Source organism: Kitasatospora paranensis (assembly GCF_039544005.1).
GTDB lineage: Bacteria > Actinomycetota > Actinomycetes > Streptomycetales > Streptomycetaceae > Kitasatospora > Kitasatospora paranensis.
Window position 1 is genome coordinate 7,737,049 of sequence record NZ_BAABKV010000001.1, and the last position, 14,510, is coordinate 7,751,558.

Consider the following 14,510-nt stretch of genomic DNA (forward strand, 5'->3'; position numbering starts at 1 on the left):
GGTGCCGGCCGTCCGGCCCGCCCCCACGGCGGGCCGGACGGCAGGTCTGGGGCCGACGGCCCGTCAGCACAGCGCCCGTGCGGCGTCGATGGCGGGCCGCAGGTCCATGTGCAGCCCGCCCCCGCCCGGGGCCGCGGCCCAGACGGGCAGTGGTGCCGCATATCCGGCGTCCTGCGCGGTCGCGTCCAGGCCGTACTCGGTGCCGCCCGACGCGAACGTGAGCAGCGAGCCGCTGCGGCAGCGCAGCGTCCCGGATCCGACGGTGAACGGCCACGGTGACACGGACGACGCGGACACCGACCGGCTGTGCCCGTCCTCGCTCAGGAAGAACCAGCCTCCGGCCCCCAGGACCACCACAACTGCCGCTCCGATCACCGCCGTGCGGTAGGCCGGGGCCGGTCTGCGGACCGCCCTGTCCACTCTGGCCATCGCGGTCTCCTCTCGGTAGGCCGCACAGCGTAGGGGTGGGGAGATCATGTGAACAGTGTTTGCGCAGAACCCGGTTGGTGCGGGTGGTGAAAGGGTGGAGACCCGGCCTCACCGGTGCCGGACGGCGACGGCCCCGTCGAGGTCGACCCGGGCGCCGCGCCGGCGCCGGACGGCCGTCGGCCGGGCGGCGCTGCGTTCGGCGGCGGTGAAGGCCTCCTGCGCGGTCGCGCCGGGCACCACGAAGGACTGCGTGCCGGGGCGTCCGTCGGCGGTGACGGTCGGGGCCGAGACCAGCCACAGCGGGAGGTCGGCCGGGGAGCGCCGCCCGCCGGCCGCGACGCGGTCGGGCGCGAGGCGGTCGGGTGCCGCCACCACCAGTCCGAGGGTCATCGCTGCCTCCTGTCCGGGCGGGTCGTTCCCGCTGCTATCAAGACTACGAGTCATGCGCAAAAAGTCTATGAAAAAACGCAAAAAACAAATCTCGACCAGGCGTGCGAGGCCTGCCGGGCGCGGCGGCCGGGTTGCGGGCCTCCCGGGCAGGGGCCCAGATGGCAGGGAAAGCCCCCGCCTGATGCCGCGGGCCGGCGCACCGCGACCGGCCCCGCCCGAGACCGACGGAGTGAACGGTGCCGACACAGCGGACGTCGCAGCAGATCACCGAGGACGTGAGCGCCTACCTGGAGCCGGCCCTGCGCGAGGCGACGGCCGCGCTCAGCGAGCCGGTCCGGCGGATGGCGGAGTACCAGTTCGGCTGGGTCGACGCGGACGGCAGCCCGTCCACCCCGGTCGGCTTCCGGCGCAGGCCCGCCCTGGTGGCCCTGCTCTGCGCGGGCAGCGACCGGCGGGTCTGGGACGGCGTCCGCAACGCGGCCGTCGCCGGGACGCTGATGTCCGCCGCCGGCACCGTCCACGACGACATCATCGACCGCGAGATGGTGCGCAAGGGCCGGCCCACGCTGTGGAGCGTCTTCGGCGTGCCGGCCGCGATCCAGGTCGGCACCGCGATGCACTGCCTCGCCTTCGAACTGCTCACCCGCGAACCCGCCCCGGTCGCCGCCGAGCTCGCCCGCCGCGCCGCGTTCGCCATCCGGGAGTGCTGCTCCGGGCAGATCCGGGACCTGCGGTCGGAGGAGTTCGGCGATGAGCCCGCAGTTCTCCCTCGACCTGCTGGACAGCACGATCGCCGCCCCCACCGCCGGGGTGGCCGTGGTCGGGGCCATCGTGCGCGGAGCCGGCCCGCAGGAGATCGCCGCCGCCGAGCGGTTCGGCCACCACGCGGGGATGGCGATGGCCTTCTTCGACGACTGGGAGGGCGTCTGGGGCACCTCGCGCGACGCGCTGGAGGACTCCTTCGCCGACCTGAGGCGGCGCAAGGCCCGGGCCTTCGTCGCGGTGGCCCTCCAGGCGAAGGGCGCGGCCCGCGACGAACTCGCCGCGTTCTACGACGGCACCGCCGAGCCCGCCGAGGACGTCCTGCGGCGGGTCGCCGGACTGATCGAGGAGTGCGGCGGCCGCACCTGGCTGGAGCTGCGGATCGTGGAGCACGTCCGCCTGGCCGAGCAGGCGCTGCCGGACGCGGTGCCGGACGCGGCCGCCCGCGCCGAGCTCGCGGCGTTCCTGGCGGCCATCGAGAACGAGCTCGGCGGCTGACCGGGCGGGCACCGGCCGGGCGGGTGCGGGCCGCCCGGCCGACGCCCACGGCGTCTACAGGCCCTGCTTGGCCAGCCAGTCGAGTGCGGTGTCCGCGACCTCCCGCCAGCCGCTGTCGATCGTCAGCGAGTGCCCGCGGTCGGGGAACTCGTGGAGGTCGGTCACCGCGGAGGAGTGCCGGTACTGCTTGGCGGTCGCCCTGGTGATCGACTCCGGGACGGTGTGGTCCCGGCCGCCCGTCATCAGGAGCAGCGGGCCCCGCTGCTCGTTGCCGGTGTCCACCTTCGCCGGCGAGTTCGCGGACAGGTTCGCGGCGGCCGCCTCGAACAGCGGCTTGCCGGGCGCCGGGATCGTCCACTTCTCGTAGAGGGCGTCGGACTCCTCCTCGGAGACCGCGTTGCCGAACGCGAAGCGGAACTGCTTCTCGGTCAGCGACACCGCCCGGTGCCGGTTGGCCGGGTTGGAGAACACCGGGAACGTCGCGCGCAGCGCGGACAGCGGCAGCGGCAGCACCCTTGATCTGGGCGGCGTCGATCGCCACCGCGGCGGCGGCCCGCTCCTGACCGAGCAGCTTCTCGGCAATCATGCCGCCGAACGAGTGACCCACCACGACCGGCGACCCCGGCAACTCCGCGATGATCCCCGCGTAGTGGGCGACCACGTCGTCGATCCCGTGGTCGGCGATGGCCCCGGGATCGGCCCTGGCCGCCTCGACGGTGTCCGCGACCCCGGGCCACCCGGGGGCGACCGGCCGGTAGCCGGCCTGCTCGAACAGCTCCAGCCAGGGTGCCCACGAGGACGGGTGCAGCCAGAGTCCGTGGATGAAGACGACCGCTCGCGCGTTGCCTGCCATGATCGGGATCCTTCCGCCGGGACGGTCCGGAGGCGTTGACCACTCCCCATGGTCACCCGGCCGGGCCTGCCGTGCCCCGGTTGCACCCGGCCGGTTCCCGTGCCGTCCGGGGATCGGCGAAGGCGGCGTTCCCTGTCACATCGCCCCGATCGACGGATGGGCACAAGCACCCGGCATCCACCCGATCGAAGGAGATCCACCATGCGCTACCTGATGACGTCGCTGGCCTCGGACACGGCCCCCGACGACAAGCTCTTCGCCGAGATGGGCCGGTTCATCGAAGAGCTCACTGCCTCCGGGGTGCTGCTCGCCACCGGGGGCCTGGAGCCCGGCGGGGTGCGCCTCACCTCGTCCGGCGGCGAGATCACCGTCACCGACGGGCCGTTCGCCGAGGCCCGGGAGGCCGTGGGCGGCTTCGCCCTGGTCGAGGTCCGCTCGAAGGAGGAGGCGGTCGAGCTCGGCCGCCGCTTCCGGGCGATCGTCGGCGACGGCGTGAGCGTCCTCCAGCAGGTCTTCGGCCCCTGACCGGCGCCCTGACCGGCGACCCGTCCGCCCCGTGCCGGACCCGGCTTGCGGTTCGGCCGGGGCGGATGCTGTGATCACGCGTGTGAGGGACGCCCATCGCACCGTCGACGCGGTCTGGAAGCTGGAGTCCGCGCGGATCGTCGCCGCCCTCACCCGGATGGTGCACGACGTCGGCCTTGCCGAAGAGCTCGCCCAGGACGCGCTCGTCGCGGCACTGGAGCAGTGGCCGGCCGCCGGCGTCCCCGACAACCCCGGTGCCTGGCTCACCGCGGTCGCCAAACGCCGCGCCGTCGACCGCATCCGACGCGAGCGGCGGCTGGCGGCCCGGCACCAGCAGATCGCCCATGACCTGGGCCGTGACCTGGACGTGGACCGGGACCGCGGCCTCGACGAGGAGCTCGACCCGGCACCGGGGGCCGGGCAGGACGACCTGCTGCGGCTCATGTTCGTCTCCTGCCACCCGGTGCTGCCGACCGAGGCCAGGGTGGCACTGACACTCCGTCTGCTCGGCGGCCTGACCGCGGCGGAGACCGCGCGCGCGTTCCTCACCGGGGAGCAGGCGGTGGTGCGCCGTATCGCGGCAGCCAAGCGCACCCTCGCCGAGGAAAACGTCGCGTTCGACCTGCCGGCGCCCGAGGAGCTGGCGGCCCGGCTCTCCTCGGTGCTGGAAGTCGTCTACCTGATCTTCAACGAGGGGTACGCGGCGACCTCCGGCGACGACCTGATGCGGCCCGCCCTCTGTCACGAGGCCCTGCGGCTGGGCCGGCTGCTGGCCACCCTCGCGCCCGGCGAGGCCGAGGTGCACGGCCTGGTGGCCCTGATGGAGATCCAGGCCTCACGCTCCGCCGCACGGACCGGCCCGGCCGGCGAGCCCGTCCTGCTGCACGAACAGAACCGCGGCCGCTGGGACCAGTTGCTGATCCGCCGCGGCTTCGCCGCCATGCTGCGCGCCCGCGAGGCCGGCGGCCCACCCGGCCCGTACGTGCTCCAGGCGGCGATCGCGGTCTGCCACGCGCAGGCCAGGACGGCCGAGGAGACCGACTGGGCCGGGATCGCCGCCCTCTACGACGCCCTGGTGCGGCTGCTGCCCACCCCGGTCGTCCGGCTCAACCGGGCGGTGGCCGTCGGGATGGCACGCGGCCCGCAGGCGGGCCTCGACCTCGCCGACGAGCTCCACGCCGACCCGCATCTGCAGGACTACCACCTGCTCCCCGGGGTCCGCGCCGATCTGCTGCTGCGGCTGGGCCGCTCCGCGGAGGCCCGGCGGGAGTTCGAACGCGCGGCGGACCTCGCCCGCAACGTCGCCGAGCGGGCCTTCCTGCGCCGCCGGGCGGCCGAGGCCGCCGCCCCCGAACCGTCGGGTACCACCCTCGGCGACGCCGCGCGGCGGTTCCTGACCCGCCCCGAGTTGGACGCGCCGACCGTGCGCGCGTACGGCCAGACCCTGCGACGGCTCGGCCGGACGCTGGGGGAGGGGCCTTGCTGGAGGCGCTGACGGCCGATCAGGTGGCTGCGGCCTTCGGGACGGCCTGGGGATCGGCGGCCGCCACCACCTGGAACCGGCACCGCGCCGCCGTCCGGTCCTTCGGGGCCTGGGCGTCCGTGCCGCACCTCGCCGACGGCCTCCGCCGGCGCCCTGTCGCGCGCACCCGCGCGATGCCGCTCACCGGAACCGAGGTGGCCGAGCTCTGGGCCCGGCCCGGTCTGCCGCTGCGCGAACGCACCTTCTGGCGGCTGCTGCACGATTCCGGGGCGCCGGTCACCACCGTGCTCGCCCTGGACGTGCCCGACCTCGACCTCGACGACCGCTCGGCCCGCCCCCGCAGCGGGGGCGCCGCCCTGCACTGGGGCGAGGCCACGGCCCGACTCCTCGCGGAGCTGCTCGCCGGCCGGGCCGCGGGCCCGGTCTTCCTCACCGACCGGCGGCCCGGGCCCGCGCGGACCCCGCCACCGGCCGACCTCTGCCCGGAGACCGGCCGGAGCCGGCTTTCCTACGAGCGCGCCGAGTACCTCTTCAAGCAGGCGAGCAGTCCCCTGGACCCGGCCGGCCACGGCTTCACCCTCCGACGGCTCCGGCCGCTCGCCCAGCCCGCCCGGGGCGCCCGTGGGTCCGGCGGTGACGCTCCCTTGCCGTCGGCCTCCGAGTGCGGCAAGGTCTCGATCATGCTGGAACTGCGGACCCTGAAGTCGGACGACTGGCCGGTCTGGCGTGAACTGCGCCTGGCAGCACTGGCCGAGGCCCCGGCTGCGTTCGGATCGACGCTGGCCCAGTGGGAGGGCGCCGGGGACCGGGAGGAACGCTGGCGCGCCCGCCTGGAGATTCCCGGCGCGCACGACGTCGTCGCGGTCCTCGACGGCCGGCCGGTGGGCATGGTCAGCGGCGTCCCGGCCGACGAGCCGGGCAGTGTCGAGCTGATCTCCCTGTGGGTCAGCCCCGCCGCCCGGGGCCGGGGCGTGGGGGACCGCCTGATCGGGGAGGTCGAGCGGTGGGCCGTGGAGCGGAAGGCCGGCACGCTGCGGCTGGCGGTGATGCCGGACAACGGTGCCGCTGTCGCGCTCTACGCACGCCACGGCTTCGCGGACACCGGGGAGCCGGGCGATCTGCTGCCCGACGGGGTGCGGCGCGAACGGGTCATGGCCAAGGCCGTGCCACCTGCGTGACGCTGCGTCAGGATGTCGGCCCGTCCTGGCCTGCCACGGTGAGCACGGTCTTGCCGGTGGCGTGACCGTCGTGGACGTGGCGCACCGCCAGGGCGGCCTCGCGCAGGGGGTACGTCCGGTCGAGGAGCGGGTCGAGTCGGCCGTCCGCGGCGGCCTGCGCGAGGTACTGCAGATCCGGCTGCCGCGGAACGGCCATCAGCCCGCGCAGCCGCTGCGGCACGGCTGCCGACAGCAGCAGGGCCCGCATCTGCCGGTCTGAGCCCTGGAGCAGCCGGCCACCGCGTTCGCCGCCGACGATGACCAGAGTCCCGCGCGGGGTGAGCGCCCCGCGCAGCCGGTGCAGGGGCCGGTTGCCCGCGGTGTCGAGCACGAGGTCGTAGCGCCGCCGGCCGTCCAGCGCGTCCTCGCGGGTGTAGTCGATCGTGTGGTCGGCGCCCAGGGACCGGACGACTCCGGTCTTGGCGCCGCTGCAGACGCCGGTCACCTCGCCGCCCATCGCCTTGGCCAGCTGCACCGCGAGGCTGCCGACGCCGCCCGCGGCGCCGATCACCAGGACGTGCTGGCCCGCCGTCAGCCGGCCCGCGTCCCGCAGGCCCTGGAGGGCGGTCACCCCGGAGGTCGGCAGCGCCGCCGCCTTCTCCCAGGTGAGCGCGGCCGGCTTGACGGCGAGCCGGTCCTGCCGGGCACAGGCGTACTCGGCGAACGCGCCCGTGCCCGTGCCGAACACCTCGTCGCCGGGGCGGAGGCCGGTGACCTCCCGGCCGACGGCCTCCACCCGCCCGGCCACGTCCGCGCCGGGGATCCGCTGCCGGGGTGCGCGCAGCCCGAACCCCAGCCGGACGGCGTAGGGCATGCCCGCGGTGAGGTGCCAGACACCCGGGTCGACCCCGGCCGCGTGCACCCGGATCAGTACCTCGTGGTCGCCGGGGACGGGCCGGTCGGCCTCCCCGGGGCGAGGGTCTCCGGTGCGCCGTAGCGGTGCTGGACGATGGCCTTCACGATGTTCCCCTTCGGTGTCCGGGTACTGGAAGACGTCGTCGAGCGGGACGCCGAAGACCCGGGCGATCTGGAATGCCATCTCCAGGGAGGGCGAGTACCGGCCCTGTTCGATGGCGATGACGGTCTGTCGGGTCACGCCGATGCGGTCCGCGAGCGCGGCCTGCGTCATCTCCCCGTGCGTGAACCTCAGCGCCCGGATCGTGTTGGTGACCCTGGTCGGCTTCACCACGGGGCGGAGCCCCGCCGATGGGCGGCGATCCTGGCGGCGGAGCCGAGCAGCGCGGAGAGCACGAAGGCGAGGTAGACGGCGTTGGCCACCCAGAACGGGGCCACCTCCGCCATCGACAGCACCAGCGCCGCCACCCCGCCCAGCACGAGGAACGCCCGTCCGACGTACTCTCCGAACCGGTCGATCTCGCGGTCCCGCTGGTCCTTGCGGCCGGCCCCTCCGGCCAGATCGCCGCCGCCGCGATGTGCAGCGCGACGGAGGCGGCGATCGCGGCCCCGACCGACAAGAGCAGTGCCGCCGCGTACGGGACGCGGGCGAGCGGTGCACCGCCCGCGTGGCCGAGCACCACGGCGAGGTAGACCCCGTACGCGCAGGTGGTGGTGACCACCATGATCCAGGCGCGTCTCTCTTCGAATGCCATGCCCGTGAATGTAAAGCAGACCGGACATCGTGTCAAAGATTCTTGACCTCGCGACCGGGGCGTCACACGTCCCGCCGGTGGACGACGATCGCGGCGATCACCACCGAGGCGACGGACCAGGCCGCGAAGGTGATCCGCGCTCCGCCGACCGTCCGGTGGTGCGGCGAGCTGCTGCCGGAGACCGGGCCGCCGGCCATTCGGATCGTCCAGGAGTCCCTCAGCAACGTGGTGCGCCATGCCGCGGTCCCTTCCTGCCGGGTGTCGATCGACTTCCGGCGGGGCGACGAGGTGGCGATCGCGGTCACCGATCGCGCCCGCGGCCACGGCGCCACCCCGGGGACGGGCTTCGGCCCCGCTGGGCTGCGCGAGCGGGTCGCGCTGCTGTGCGGGGAGTTCCACGCGGCCCCCGGGGGCGTCCGGCTGACCGAGGAGCTGCGGCCGGACGTGGTGGTGATGGACATCCGCATGCCCGGGGCGGCCCCTCATCACCGACCAGGGCGACGCGATCTCCTGGCTCACCGACCGCCTGGCCGGCAAGCCGGTCCTCTCCAACTGCTGGACGATGCCCCTCCAGCCCTGACCCGCCCGTCTGCCACCGCGGCCGGTCCCGCGGGCGGGCCGTCCTGCCGGACCCGGGTCCGCGGCCGAAAAACCCCGCAGGTCGGAGCGGGTGGATGTGCCAGGATCGTCCGTCATGGAGAGTTGGGACGAACTGACCGTCACCGAGCAGGTGCTGGTCCGCCGCGCTGTCGCCGGTACGACCCCGCGCGGCAGCGCGCAGCACATCACGGCCGTCCTGCGGTGGGCGGGCTCGCCCGAGGTGCCCAGGCGGCGCAACGCGTCGCCCGCGGAGCAGCGGGAGCGCGTGCCGGAGCTGGCGGCGGCGACGCTCCGGCTGGTCGCGGACGGGTGGCTGACGGTGTGCCGGGCCCTGAGCACGCCCTTTGTCCAGGACGACGGCCCGGTGGTCACCGGCCCGGAGCTGGAGCGGCTGGTCGCCGACCCGGCGACGTGGCTGATGCCGTCGGGCAGCACGTCCGGCATGCCCGCCCTCTCGCTGCGGGCCACCGCCGAGGGGAGCCGCCGCTGGGAGGCCCGGGCGTACGCGCCGGACGCCCAGGTCGCCATGGACCGGATGGACCTGACGGAGGACGAGGAACGGGTCCGGGTGTGTGCCTTGGAGGCGAGCGGCTGGCTGACCGGTCCGTTCGGGATCCTCGCCGACCTGCCGTCCGAACTGGAGGGCGAGGAGCTGCGGGCGTACGTGACGGCGGACCTCGCCCCGCTGGTCCGGTTCGTCCGGGAGGGCGCGATCGAGGTGCTGCACGTCGCGGAGCCAGGAGCCGAGGCCACCATCATCCCGCCGGAGGACCTGGTGGACGCCTTCGGCGACCGGGAGTTGCGCTGCGACGACCGCGACGACTGGGGTGTCGGGTTCACCTGCATCCTGACCCAGTCGCGAGCCAACGCATTCCGCTAGCGCCCCGAGCCGGGGATGCGGCGCCGGTGCCCGCCCCGGGTCACTGGGCGGTCGCCGCGTCCTGCCCACCGCCCGTGCTGCGCCCGCCCGCGCGGGACGTCGGGCGGGTGGCCGGGCGGGGCTCGGTGGCGGTGTCCGCCATGACACGGCCGCGCGGCATGGTGAGGGTGAACAGGACGGCGGCCGCCGCGACCGCCGCCAGCACCAGATAGGTGTGCTGGTAGGCGGCGAGCGGCGGGTGGTGCGGGTCGCCGGACGGGCTGCCGAGCACGAGCGCGGTGGCCACGGTGGCCGGGGCGAGCGCATTGGCGCTCTGCCGCACGATCGTGTTGAGCATGGCGGCCTGGGAGATGTCCGCCCGGTCGATCGTGGTGAACGAGGCGATGGTGGTCGGCATGAAGAACGCGCCCATGGCCAGGCCCAGCAGGAACATCTGCAGCCGGAACGTCCACAGCCCGGTGTGGGCGTCCGAGGTGGCCAGCAGGAGCAGGACGCCCGTCACACCGGCCAGGCCGCCGGCGATGATCAGACGCGGACCGATCCGGCCGTAGACCGCGCTGACCACCTGCATGGTCAGCAGCACGCCGAAGGCCTCGGTGAAGGTGCTCGTCCCGCTGTCCAGCGCGCTGCCGCCGCGGACGTCCTGGATGAACAGCGGGGTCAGGAACATCGCCCCCATGATCGGCACGTACCCCAGCAGGGCGATCACGTTGGTGTCGCGCATCAGCCGGTCGCGGAACAGCCCCAGCCGCAGTGCCGGTTCGGCCGTCCGCAGCTCCCACCGGACGGCCGTGGCCAGCAGCACGGCGCCGCCGACGAGGGCGGTCAGCACCTGCGGCCGCGTCCAGCCGAGATCCGGCCCGGCACACGCCCCGTACATCAGGGCACCGATGGCGCCGGCGGACGCCAGCAGGCCCGGCAGGTCCAGCCGGCCCGCGGTGCGGTCGCCCGTCCCGGTGAGGAAGAGCAGGCCGAACAGGGCCGCCGCCAGGCCGAACGGGACGTTGACGTAGAACACCCAGCGCCAGGACAGGCTGGTGGCGAGCACGCCGCCCAGGATCGGGGCGAGGGCGGGCGCGATCTGCTGCGGGATCACCAGCAGCCGGGACAGCCGCACCTGTTCGGTGTGGCTGAAGGTGCGGAACAGCAGGGTCTGCGAGGCGGGCATGAGCAGACCGGCGGCCAGTCCCTGGACGGCCCGGGCGGCGATCAGGGCGTCGGGGCCGGGAGCCGCGCCGCACAGGGCGGAGGCGGCGGTGAAGGCGCCGAGCGCGGCCAGCAGCACGGCGCGGACGCCGAAGCGGTCCAGCAGCCAGGCGGAGGCCGGGATCATCAGGCCGAGGCAGGCCGGATAGGCGACGACCACGGCGGTCAGGGCCGCCGGGTCCATGTGGAACTGACGGGCGATGCTCGGCAGCGCGACGGTGGTGATCGCGCCGTCGACGATGCTGATGAAGGTGGTCGAGACGGTCATGATGGGCACCACACGGCGCTGGCTGAGGCGGATGCGCATAATGCTGAGCATACTCACTATGTGACTGCTCATGAAGATGAGGGACGGGATACGGCGACATGGCGGCCTTCGGCAGTAGCGACCCCCTGATCGACGAACTCTTCGCGACCACGCACCAGCTGCGTCAGTTCGTCGACGGACGGCTGCGTGACCACGGTGCCTCGGTCGCCCGGCTCCGGGCCCTGCGGATCCTCGCCCGGTCCGGCGAGCCGCTGCGCATGCGCGACCTCAGCGACCTGCTCGGCAACGCGCCCCGCACCACGACCACGCTGGTCGACGCGCTGGAACGGGACGGCCTGGTGGAACGCGTCCGGCACCCCGAGGACCGCCGCGCGTTCCTGCTCGCGCTGACCCCCGCCGGGGTGCGGTGCCACCGTGAGGCCGAGGAGCTCGACCGGGCCGCGCTGGCCGAGGCCACCGGCGGCCTCGCCGAGGCCGACCGCGAGCAGCTGCGCACCCTGCTCGGCCGGATCCGCGCGGCAGTGACCGCCGGCTCGGCGACCCCCGCCTGACGACCGCGCCTCCGCGGACGCAGGCGTCGTTGGTGGACTAGTAGTGCTTGTCAGGTGGCGTCGTAGGTCTGCCATGGGGTGGGTTGTCGGCAGGTGGGGCAGGTGCGGGTCCAGGTGGCGATGAGGTGTTGGAGGAGGTCCAGGGCCTGGTAGGGAGTCAGGCCCTGGACCGGACTTTGGGTGGGTGCGCTGTTCGGTGAGGAACAGGTGGGCGCCGGTGACGAGGGTGACGTGGCGGTGCCAGCCGGTGAACGAGCGGCCTTCGAAGTGGTCCAGGCTGTAGCCCTTGTCGACGATGACGTGGTCGGGTCGGGTGCGCGGGCGGCCCGGCCCGTTGCGGGGAAGGCCGATCGATTCCAGCACGCCTTCGAACCGGGTGCAGTGGTTCGCACTGCCGCCCGAGAGGACGAAGCCGAGCGGGCGGCCCGGCCCGTCGCAGGCCAGATGGAGTTTGGTGCTCAGTCCGCCAGGGGACCGGCCGAGGGCGTGATCACCCGTTTCGTCCCTGTCTCGTGCCCCTTTTTACCGCCGGTGGCGTGCTGGTGGGCCCGCACGACCGTGGAGTCGACCGAGACCAGCCAGTCGATGTCCCCGGCCGCGTCCTTCTCCGCCTGGACCTGCCGGAGCATCCGGGAAAACGTGCCGTCCAGGGCCCACCGGCGGAACCGGGTGTACAGCGTCTGCCAGGAGCCGTACCGCTCGGGCACGTCCTTCCAAGCCGTGCCGGTCCGCAGCTTCCAGACGATCCCGTTCAGCACCAGCCGACCGTCCGAGCGGGGCCGGCCCGCGGTCCCCGAAGTCGGCAGGAACCGTGACAGCACAGCCCACTCGGCATCCGAGAGCTCATGACGACGCACCATGACCGACATGATCTCTCATCACTTGATCAGCTTTGAAGACAACCCTTAGCGCCGCGTGAGCGGGGCCGGGGCCGGGCGGACGCCTGACGTGGAGCCGGTAGACCGGGTGATCCGCGGGTGGCTTACGCGGTGTCGCCGGTCGTGGCCTCGGCCTCCGTGAGTTCCGCGGAGCTCGGTCCGGTGATCTCGTCCCGCTGGCCAGCGTCGATCGGGGTGTGGCGGCACCGTTGAAGCGCCTCACGTTCGATCTCCGGGATCGCCATCGACTCGGCGAGCACGGCGGCGAGTGCGTCCACGTAAGCGCTGTCGATCTCGGCGCGGAACAGCCACCGGATGCTCTCGTCGCGGGTGATCAGGTCGATCGCCGAGCGGTCCCCACCGACCTGTGCGCTCGCCGCTCGGACGTACCGCACCCGGTCGACCGGGATGTCCTGCCGGATCTCGCCTTGCCCGAGGAACTCGTTCGTCCTGGCCGTAATGATGCGGCGATCCGTGACGGCGACCAGGGTCCTCGCCCCGGACTTGTCGATCGCTGCCGCCAGCTTCTCCTTCGCGCCGCCGATGATCGCGGAGATCGGGCCGAGGGCACCGAGCTGCTCGGGGAAGGCGAGGACGCGAAGGGTCTCACCGTTCTCGAGGAACCACCGCAGGACGCGGAGGTACGGCGCGGGATCCAGCGACTCGGGTGCGCAGTGGATGTCCGGAACCTTGAGCGGTCCGGCCGGCGGGTGGAGGGCGTCGGCCAGCGGCACGATCGCCTCCAGGAGCCGCGTAGAGATGTCGCGTCCCGCCTTCGCGTCCCGCCGCTTCCCGGTCAGCGAAGGTGACAGGGTGCCGCGTCCGGGGAGCTCGGCGATGGTCCGCAGCTCGCGGGTAAGCGAGTGGAGCAGCCGCGTCGTCTCGATGAGGGCCGAGTCGAGCTCCGCGCGGGTGTCGCGCGCGATGACCTCCGCGTACCGCGCCTCGGCGGCGTCTTCGCGGCCGGCGGCGCTCGCCCGTCCGGCGCGCAGTGCCTGGTACCCGGTCCACGCCTTGACGGAAGACAGCAGCGCGTTGGTGTCGAAGACGATCGCCTCGGCGTTGGTCTGGAGATACTCACGGCGGTGCCGGACGTCCGGCAGGTCGATCTCCGCGACATGGCCCCGCACGTTCCGCCGATACAGGTCGAGCTGCTTCTCCAGCGCCGCGCCACTGCCCGCGACGTCCTCCCACAGGGAGGTCGGGACCGACTCGAGCTCCCGCGCCTGGTCGACCGCGCGATCGACGACGGCGACGAGGCCGGTCAACTCGGCCCACTGCTCGTTGCGGATAGCGGTGAGCACCTGGCTGGTCAGCGCGATGTTGGTCCTGACCAGACCCGTGATCTCGGTCAGCTGCATCTGCAGGGCGACCATGGCCAGCGCCGGCCCGAGGTTGGCCGCCTGCGTCGCCGCGCCCACCTCGCCCACGGGGACGAGGCGGGCCGCGGCGATGATCCTGCCGTTGAGGAACAGCGTTCCGAGGTTCGCGCCGTCCTTGACGGCGAGCGTGGCCCCGGCATTGAGCAGGGACTGGGTCGCGCTGCTGAGGCGGTAGAGCCCCTGCGCGCCGGTGAACGCGGCTTTGAGGTGGCCGGCCGCGGTGGCGGTGCTGCCGATTGAGGCGAGGACTGTGGAGATCTGCGTGCGGTCGGCGGCCGACACCAGGCCGAAGTCGACCAGGCCGGGCCTGAGCTCCACCGGGACCTTGCCGAAGACGACCGCGACCCCGGGAATGATCTCCGCCAGGACCGTCGACACCGGCTCGGTGTCGGCCTCCGAGTCGGGCTCCGCACCGTCCGTAACCGGTGAGATGGCGGTCAGGGTCCGGCCGCCCCCTCCTCAGACTCGGTGGTCTCCATCGAGTCCGAACGGTCCCGCATGCGATCTCCTTCCGCAGGGCGCGCAACGGCCGGACGTGGTCGGCGTTGGCTGCCGAAGTCTACGGCTCGGTGCGATGCGCTCGGGTGGGAACCCCGCACTGGGCCGCCGAGGCGTCCGCGCGCCCTGGGGCGTGTAGTGGGGCACCCGCTGACGAAGGGGAGGGCGATGGGACCGTACGACCTCACATACCGGCTCAGGGGCACCGCGAAGGCGCTCGGCGAGGTCGCGGAGCACCTCGCGAGCGGCCGAGCCGAGTGCAACCGTCAGGCGGACGTGGCCAACACGCTGGAACAGGTCTGGCTGCTGGTGGGCGGGCTGTCCGAGCTGCTGGGGTATCAGGCCGGAGCGCTGCCGGAGATGACGAGCGATCGGGGCGCCCCGGCGGCCGGGCGGCTGATCGAAGAGGCGGCTGCCGCCGCCGCGAAGCTCGGCGAGCAGCTACGAGGTGCAGGCGAGGCAGTGCGGAACGTGCGGTGA

General features: G+C 73.7%; 13 protein-coding genes and 3 pseudogenes. 8 read left to right on the forward strand and 8 right to left on the reverse strand.

Annotated features, from left to right (window positions below):
- Positions 1-63 precede the first annotated feature (63 nt).
- Positions 64-429: a DUF2511 domain-containing protein gene (locus tag ABEB13_RS36695; RefSeq protein WP_345708963.1), complete on the reverse strand. Its 366-nt coding sequence runs from the start codon at positions 427-429 to the stop codon at positions 64-66.
- Between the two features lie 108 nt (positions 430-537).
- Positions 538-819 (reverse strand): hypothetical protein, encoded by a 282-nt coding sequence (locus ABEB13_RS36700; protein WP_345708964.1) that lies wholly within the window; start codon positions 817-819, stop codon positions 538-540.
- Positions 820-1,160: 341 nt separating this feature from the next.
- Between ABEB13_RS36700 and ABEB13_RS40940 the strand changes: the two are divergent.
- Positions 1,161-1,499, forward strand: a pseudogene (locus ABEB13_RS40940) (polyprenyl synthetase family protein); the annotation flags it as partial.
- A 70-nt stretch (positions 1,500-1,569) separates the two neighbouring features.
- Positions 1,570-2,079, forward strand: a complete 510-nt coding sequence (locus tag ABEB13_RS36710) for a polyprenyl synthetase family protein (RefSeq protein ID WP_345708965.1) — start codon at positions 1,570-1,572, stop codon at positions 2,077-2,079.
- Between the two features lie 217 nt (positions 2,080-2,296).
- Here ABEB13_RS36710 and ABEB13_RS40945 read toward each other — a convergent pair.
- Positions 2,297-2,932, reverse strand: a pseudogene (locus ABEB13_RS40945) (alpha/beta hydrolase); the annotation flags it as partial.
- Positions 2,933-3,133: 201 nt separating this feature from the next.
- Between ABEB13_RS40945 and ABEB13_RS36725 the strand changes: the two are divergent.
- From ABEB13_RS36725 to ABEB13_RS36735, 3 genes are all read left to right on the forward strand, one after another.
- The gene (locus ABEB13_RS36725; RefSeq protein ID WP_345708967.1) at positions 3,134-3,457 is read left to right on the forward strand and encodes a YciI family protein; all 324 of its coding nucleotides are present in this window, start codon (positions 3,134-3,136) and stop codon (positions 3,455-3,457) included.
- A 73-nt stretch (positions 3,458-3,530) separates the two neighbouring features.
- On the forward strand, positions 3,531-4,952 hold the full coding sequence (locus ABEB13_RS36730) for an RNA polymerase sigma factor (protein WP_425559981.1): 1,422 nt from the start codon (positions 3,531-3,533) through the stop codon (positions 4,950-4,952).
- A 668-nt stretch (positions 4,953-5,620) separates the two neighbouring features.
- Positions 5,621-6,118 (forward strand): GNAT family N-acetyltransferase, encoded by a 498-nt coding sequence (locus ABEB13_RS36735; protein ID WP_345709956.1) that lies wholly within the window; start codon positions 5,621-5,623, stop codon positions 6,116-6,118.
- A gap of 7 nt (positions 6,119-6,125) precedes the next feature.
- Here the strand turns inward: ABEB13_RS36735 and ABEB13_RS36740 are convergent, their stop codons facing one another.
- Together ABEB13_RS36740 and ABEB13_RS36745 are read right to left on the reverse strand one after the other, a co-directional pair.
- Positions 6,126-7,673, reverse strand: coding sequence for a zinc-binding dehydrogenase (locus tag ABEB13_RS36740; protein WP_345708970.1), 1,548 nt, complete (start codon positions 7,671-7,673; stop codon positions 6,126-6,128).
- 156 nt (positions 7,674-7,829) lie between these two features.
- Complete coding sequence (locus ABEB13_RS36745) at positions 7,830-8,228, reverse strand: hypothetical protein (protein ID WP_345708971.1); 399 nt, start codon at positions 8,226-8,228, stop codon at positions 7,830-7,832.
- A 233-nt stretch (positions 8,229-8,461) separates the two neighbouring features.
- On the opposite strand from ABEB13_RS36745, the gene ABEB13_RS36750 reads away from it, so the two are divergent.
- Positions 8,462-9,247, forward strand: coding sequence for a hypothetical protein (locus tag ABEB13_RS36750; RefSeq protein ID WP_345708972.1), 786 nt, complete (start codon positions 8,462-8,464; stop codon positions 9,245-9,247).
- A gap of 40 nt (positions 9,248-9,287) precedes the next feature.
- On the opposite strand, the gene ABEB13_RS36755 is transcribed toward ABEB13_RS36750, so the two are convergent.
- Positions 9,288-10,760 carry an MFS transporter gene (locus ABEB13_RS36755; protein ID WP_345708973.1) on the reverse strand — a complete coding sequence of 491 codons (1,473 nt, stop codon included), beginning with the start codon at positions 10,758-10,760 and terminating at the stop codon, positions 9,288-9,290.
- Between the two features lie 59 nt (positions 10,761-10,819).
- On the opposite strand from ABEB13_RS36755, the gene ABEB13_RS36760 reads away from it, so the two are divergent.
- The gene (locus ABEB13_RS36760) at positions 10,820-11,272 is read left to right on the forward strand and encodes a MarR family winged helix-turn-helix transcriptional regulator (protein WP_345708974.1); all 453 of its coding nucleotides are present in this window, start codon (positions 10,820-10,822) and stop codon (positions 11,270-11,272) included.
- Between the two features lie 276 nt (positions 11,273-11,548).
- Here the strand turns inward: ABEB13_RS36760 and ABEB13_RS36765 are convergent.
- Positions 11,549-12,141, reverse strand: a pseudogene (locus ABEB13_RS36765) (IS5 family transposase); the annotation flags it as partial.
- A gap of 113 nt (positions 12,142-12,254) precedes the next feature.
- Positions 12,255-13,910: a hypothetical protein gene (locus ABEB13_RS36770; RefSeq protein WP_345708975.1), complete on the reverse strand. Its 1,656-nt coding sequence runs from the start codon at positions 13,908-13,910 to the stop codon at positions 12,255-12,257.
- 288 nt (positions 13,911-14,198) lie between these two features.
- On the opposite strand from ABEB13_RS36770, the gene ABEB13_RS36775 reads away from it, so the two are divergent.
- Positions 14,199-14,510: a hypothetical protein gene (locus tag ABEB13_RS36775; RefSeq protein WP_345708976.1), complete on the forward strand. Its 312-nt coding sequence runs from the start codon at positions 14,199-14,201 to the stop codon at positions 14,508-14,510.

What these genes read in the sequence shown, in the direction of transcription:
- ABEB13_RS36755 (WP_345708973.1), bottom strand. Translation starts at nt 10,760, where the DNA reads ATGCGCATCCGCCTCAGCCAGCGCCGTGTGGTGCCCATCATGACCGTC.
- ABEB13_RS36735 (WP_345709956.1), top strand. Translation starts at nt 5,621, where the DNA reads ATGCTGGAACTGCGGACCCTGAAGTCGGACGACTGGCCGGTCTGGCGT.
- ABEB13_RS36750 (WP_345708972.1), top strand. Translation starts at nt 8,462, where the DNA reads ATGGAGAGTTGGGACGAACTGACCGTCACCGAGCAGGTGCTGGTCCGC.
- ABEB13_RS36775 (WP_345708976.1), top strand. Translation starts at nt 14,199, where the DNA reads ATGGGACCGTACGACCTCACATACCGGCTCAGGGGCACCGCGAAGGCG.
- ABEB13_RS36695 (WP_345708963.1), bottom strand. Translation starts at nt 429, where the DNA reads ATGGCCAGAGTGGACAGGGCGGTCCGCAGACCGGCCCCGGCCTACCGC.
- ABEB13_RS36745 (WP_345708971.1), bottom strand. Translation starts at nt 8,228, where the DNA reads ATGTCCATCACCACCACGTCCGGCCGCAGCTCCTCGGTCAGCCGGACG.
- ABEB13_RS36710 (WP_345708965.1), top strand. Translation starts at nt 1,570, where the DNA reads ATGAGCCCGCAGTTCTCCCTCGACCTGCTGGACAGCACGATCGCCGCC.
- ABEB13_RS36700 (WP_345708964.1), bottom strand. Translation starts at nt 819, where the DNA reads ATGACCCTCGGACTGGTGGTGGCGGCACCCGACCGCCTCGCGCCCGAC.
- ABEB13_RS36725 (WP_345708967.1), top strand. Translation starts at nt 3,134, where the DNA reads ATGCGCTACCTGATGACGTCGCTGGCCTCGGACACGGCCCCCGACGAC.
- ABEB13_RS36760 (WP_345708974.1), top strand. Translation starts at nt 10,820, where the DNA reads ATGGCGGCCTTCGGCAGTAGCGACCCCCTGATCGACGAACTCTTCGCG.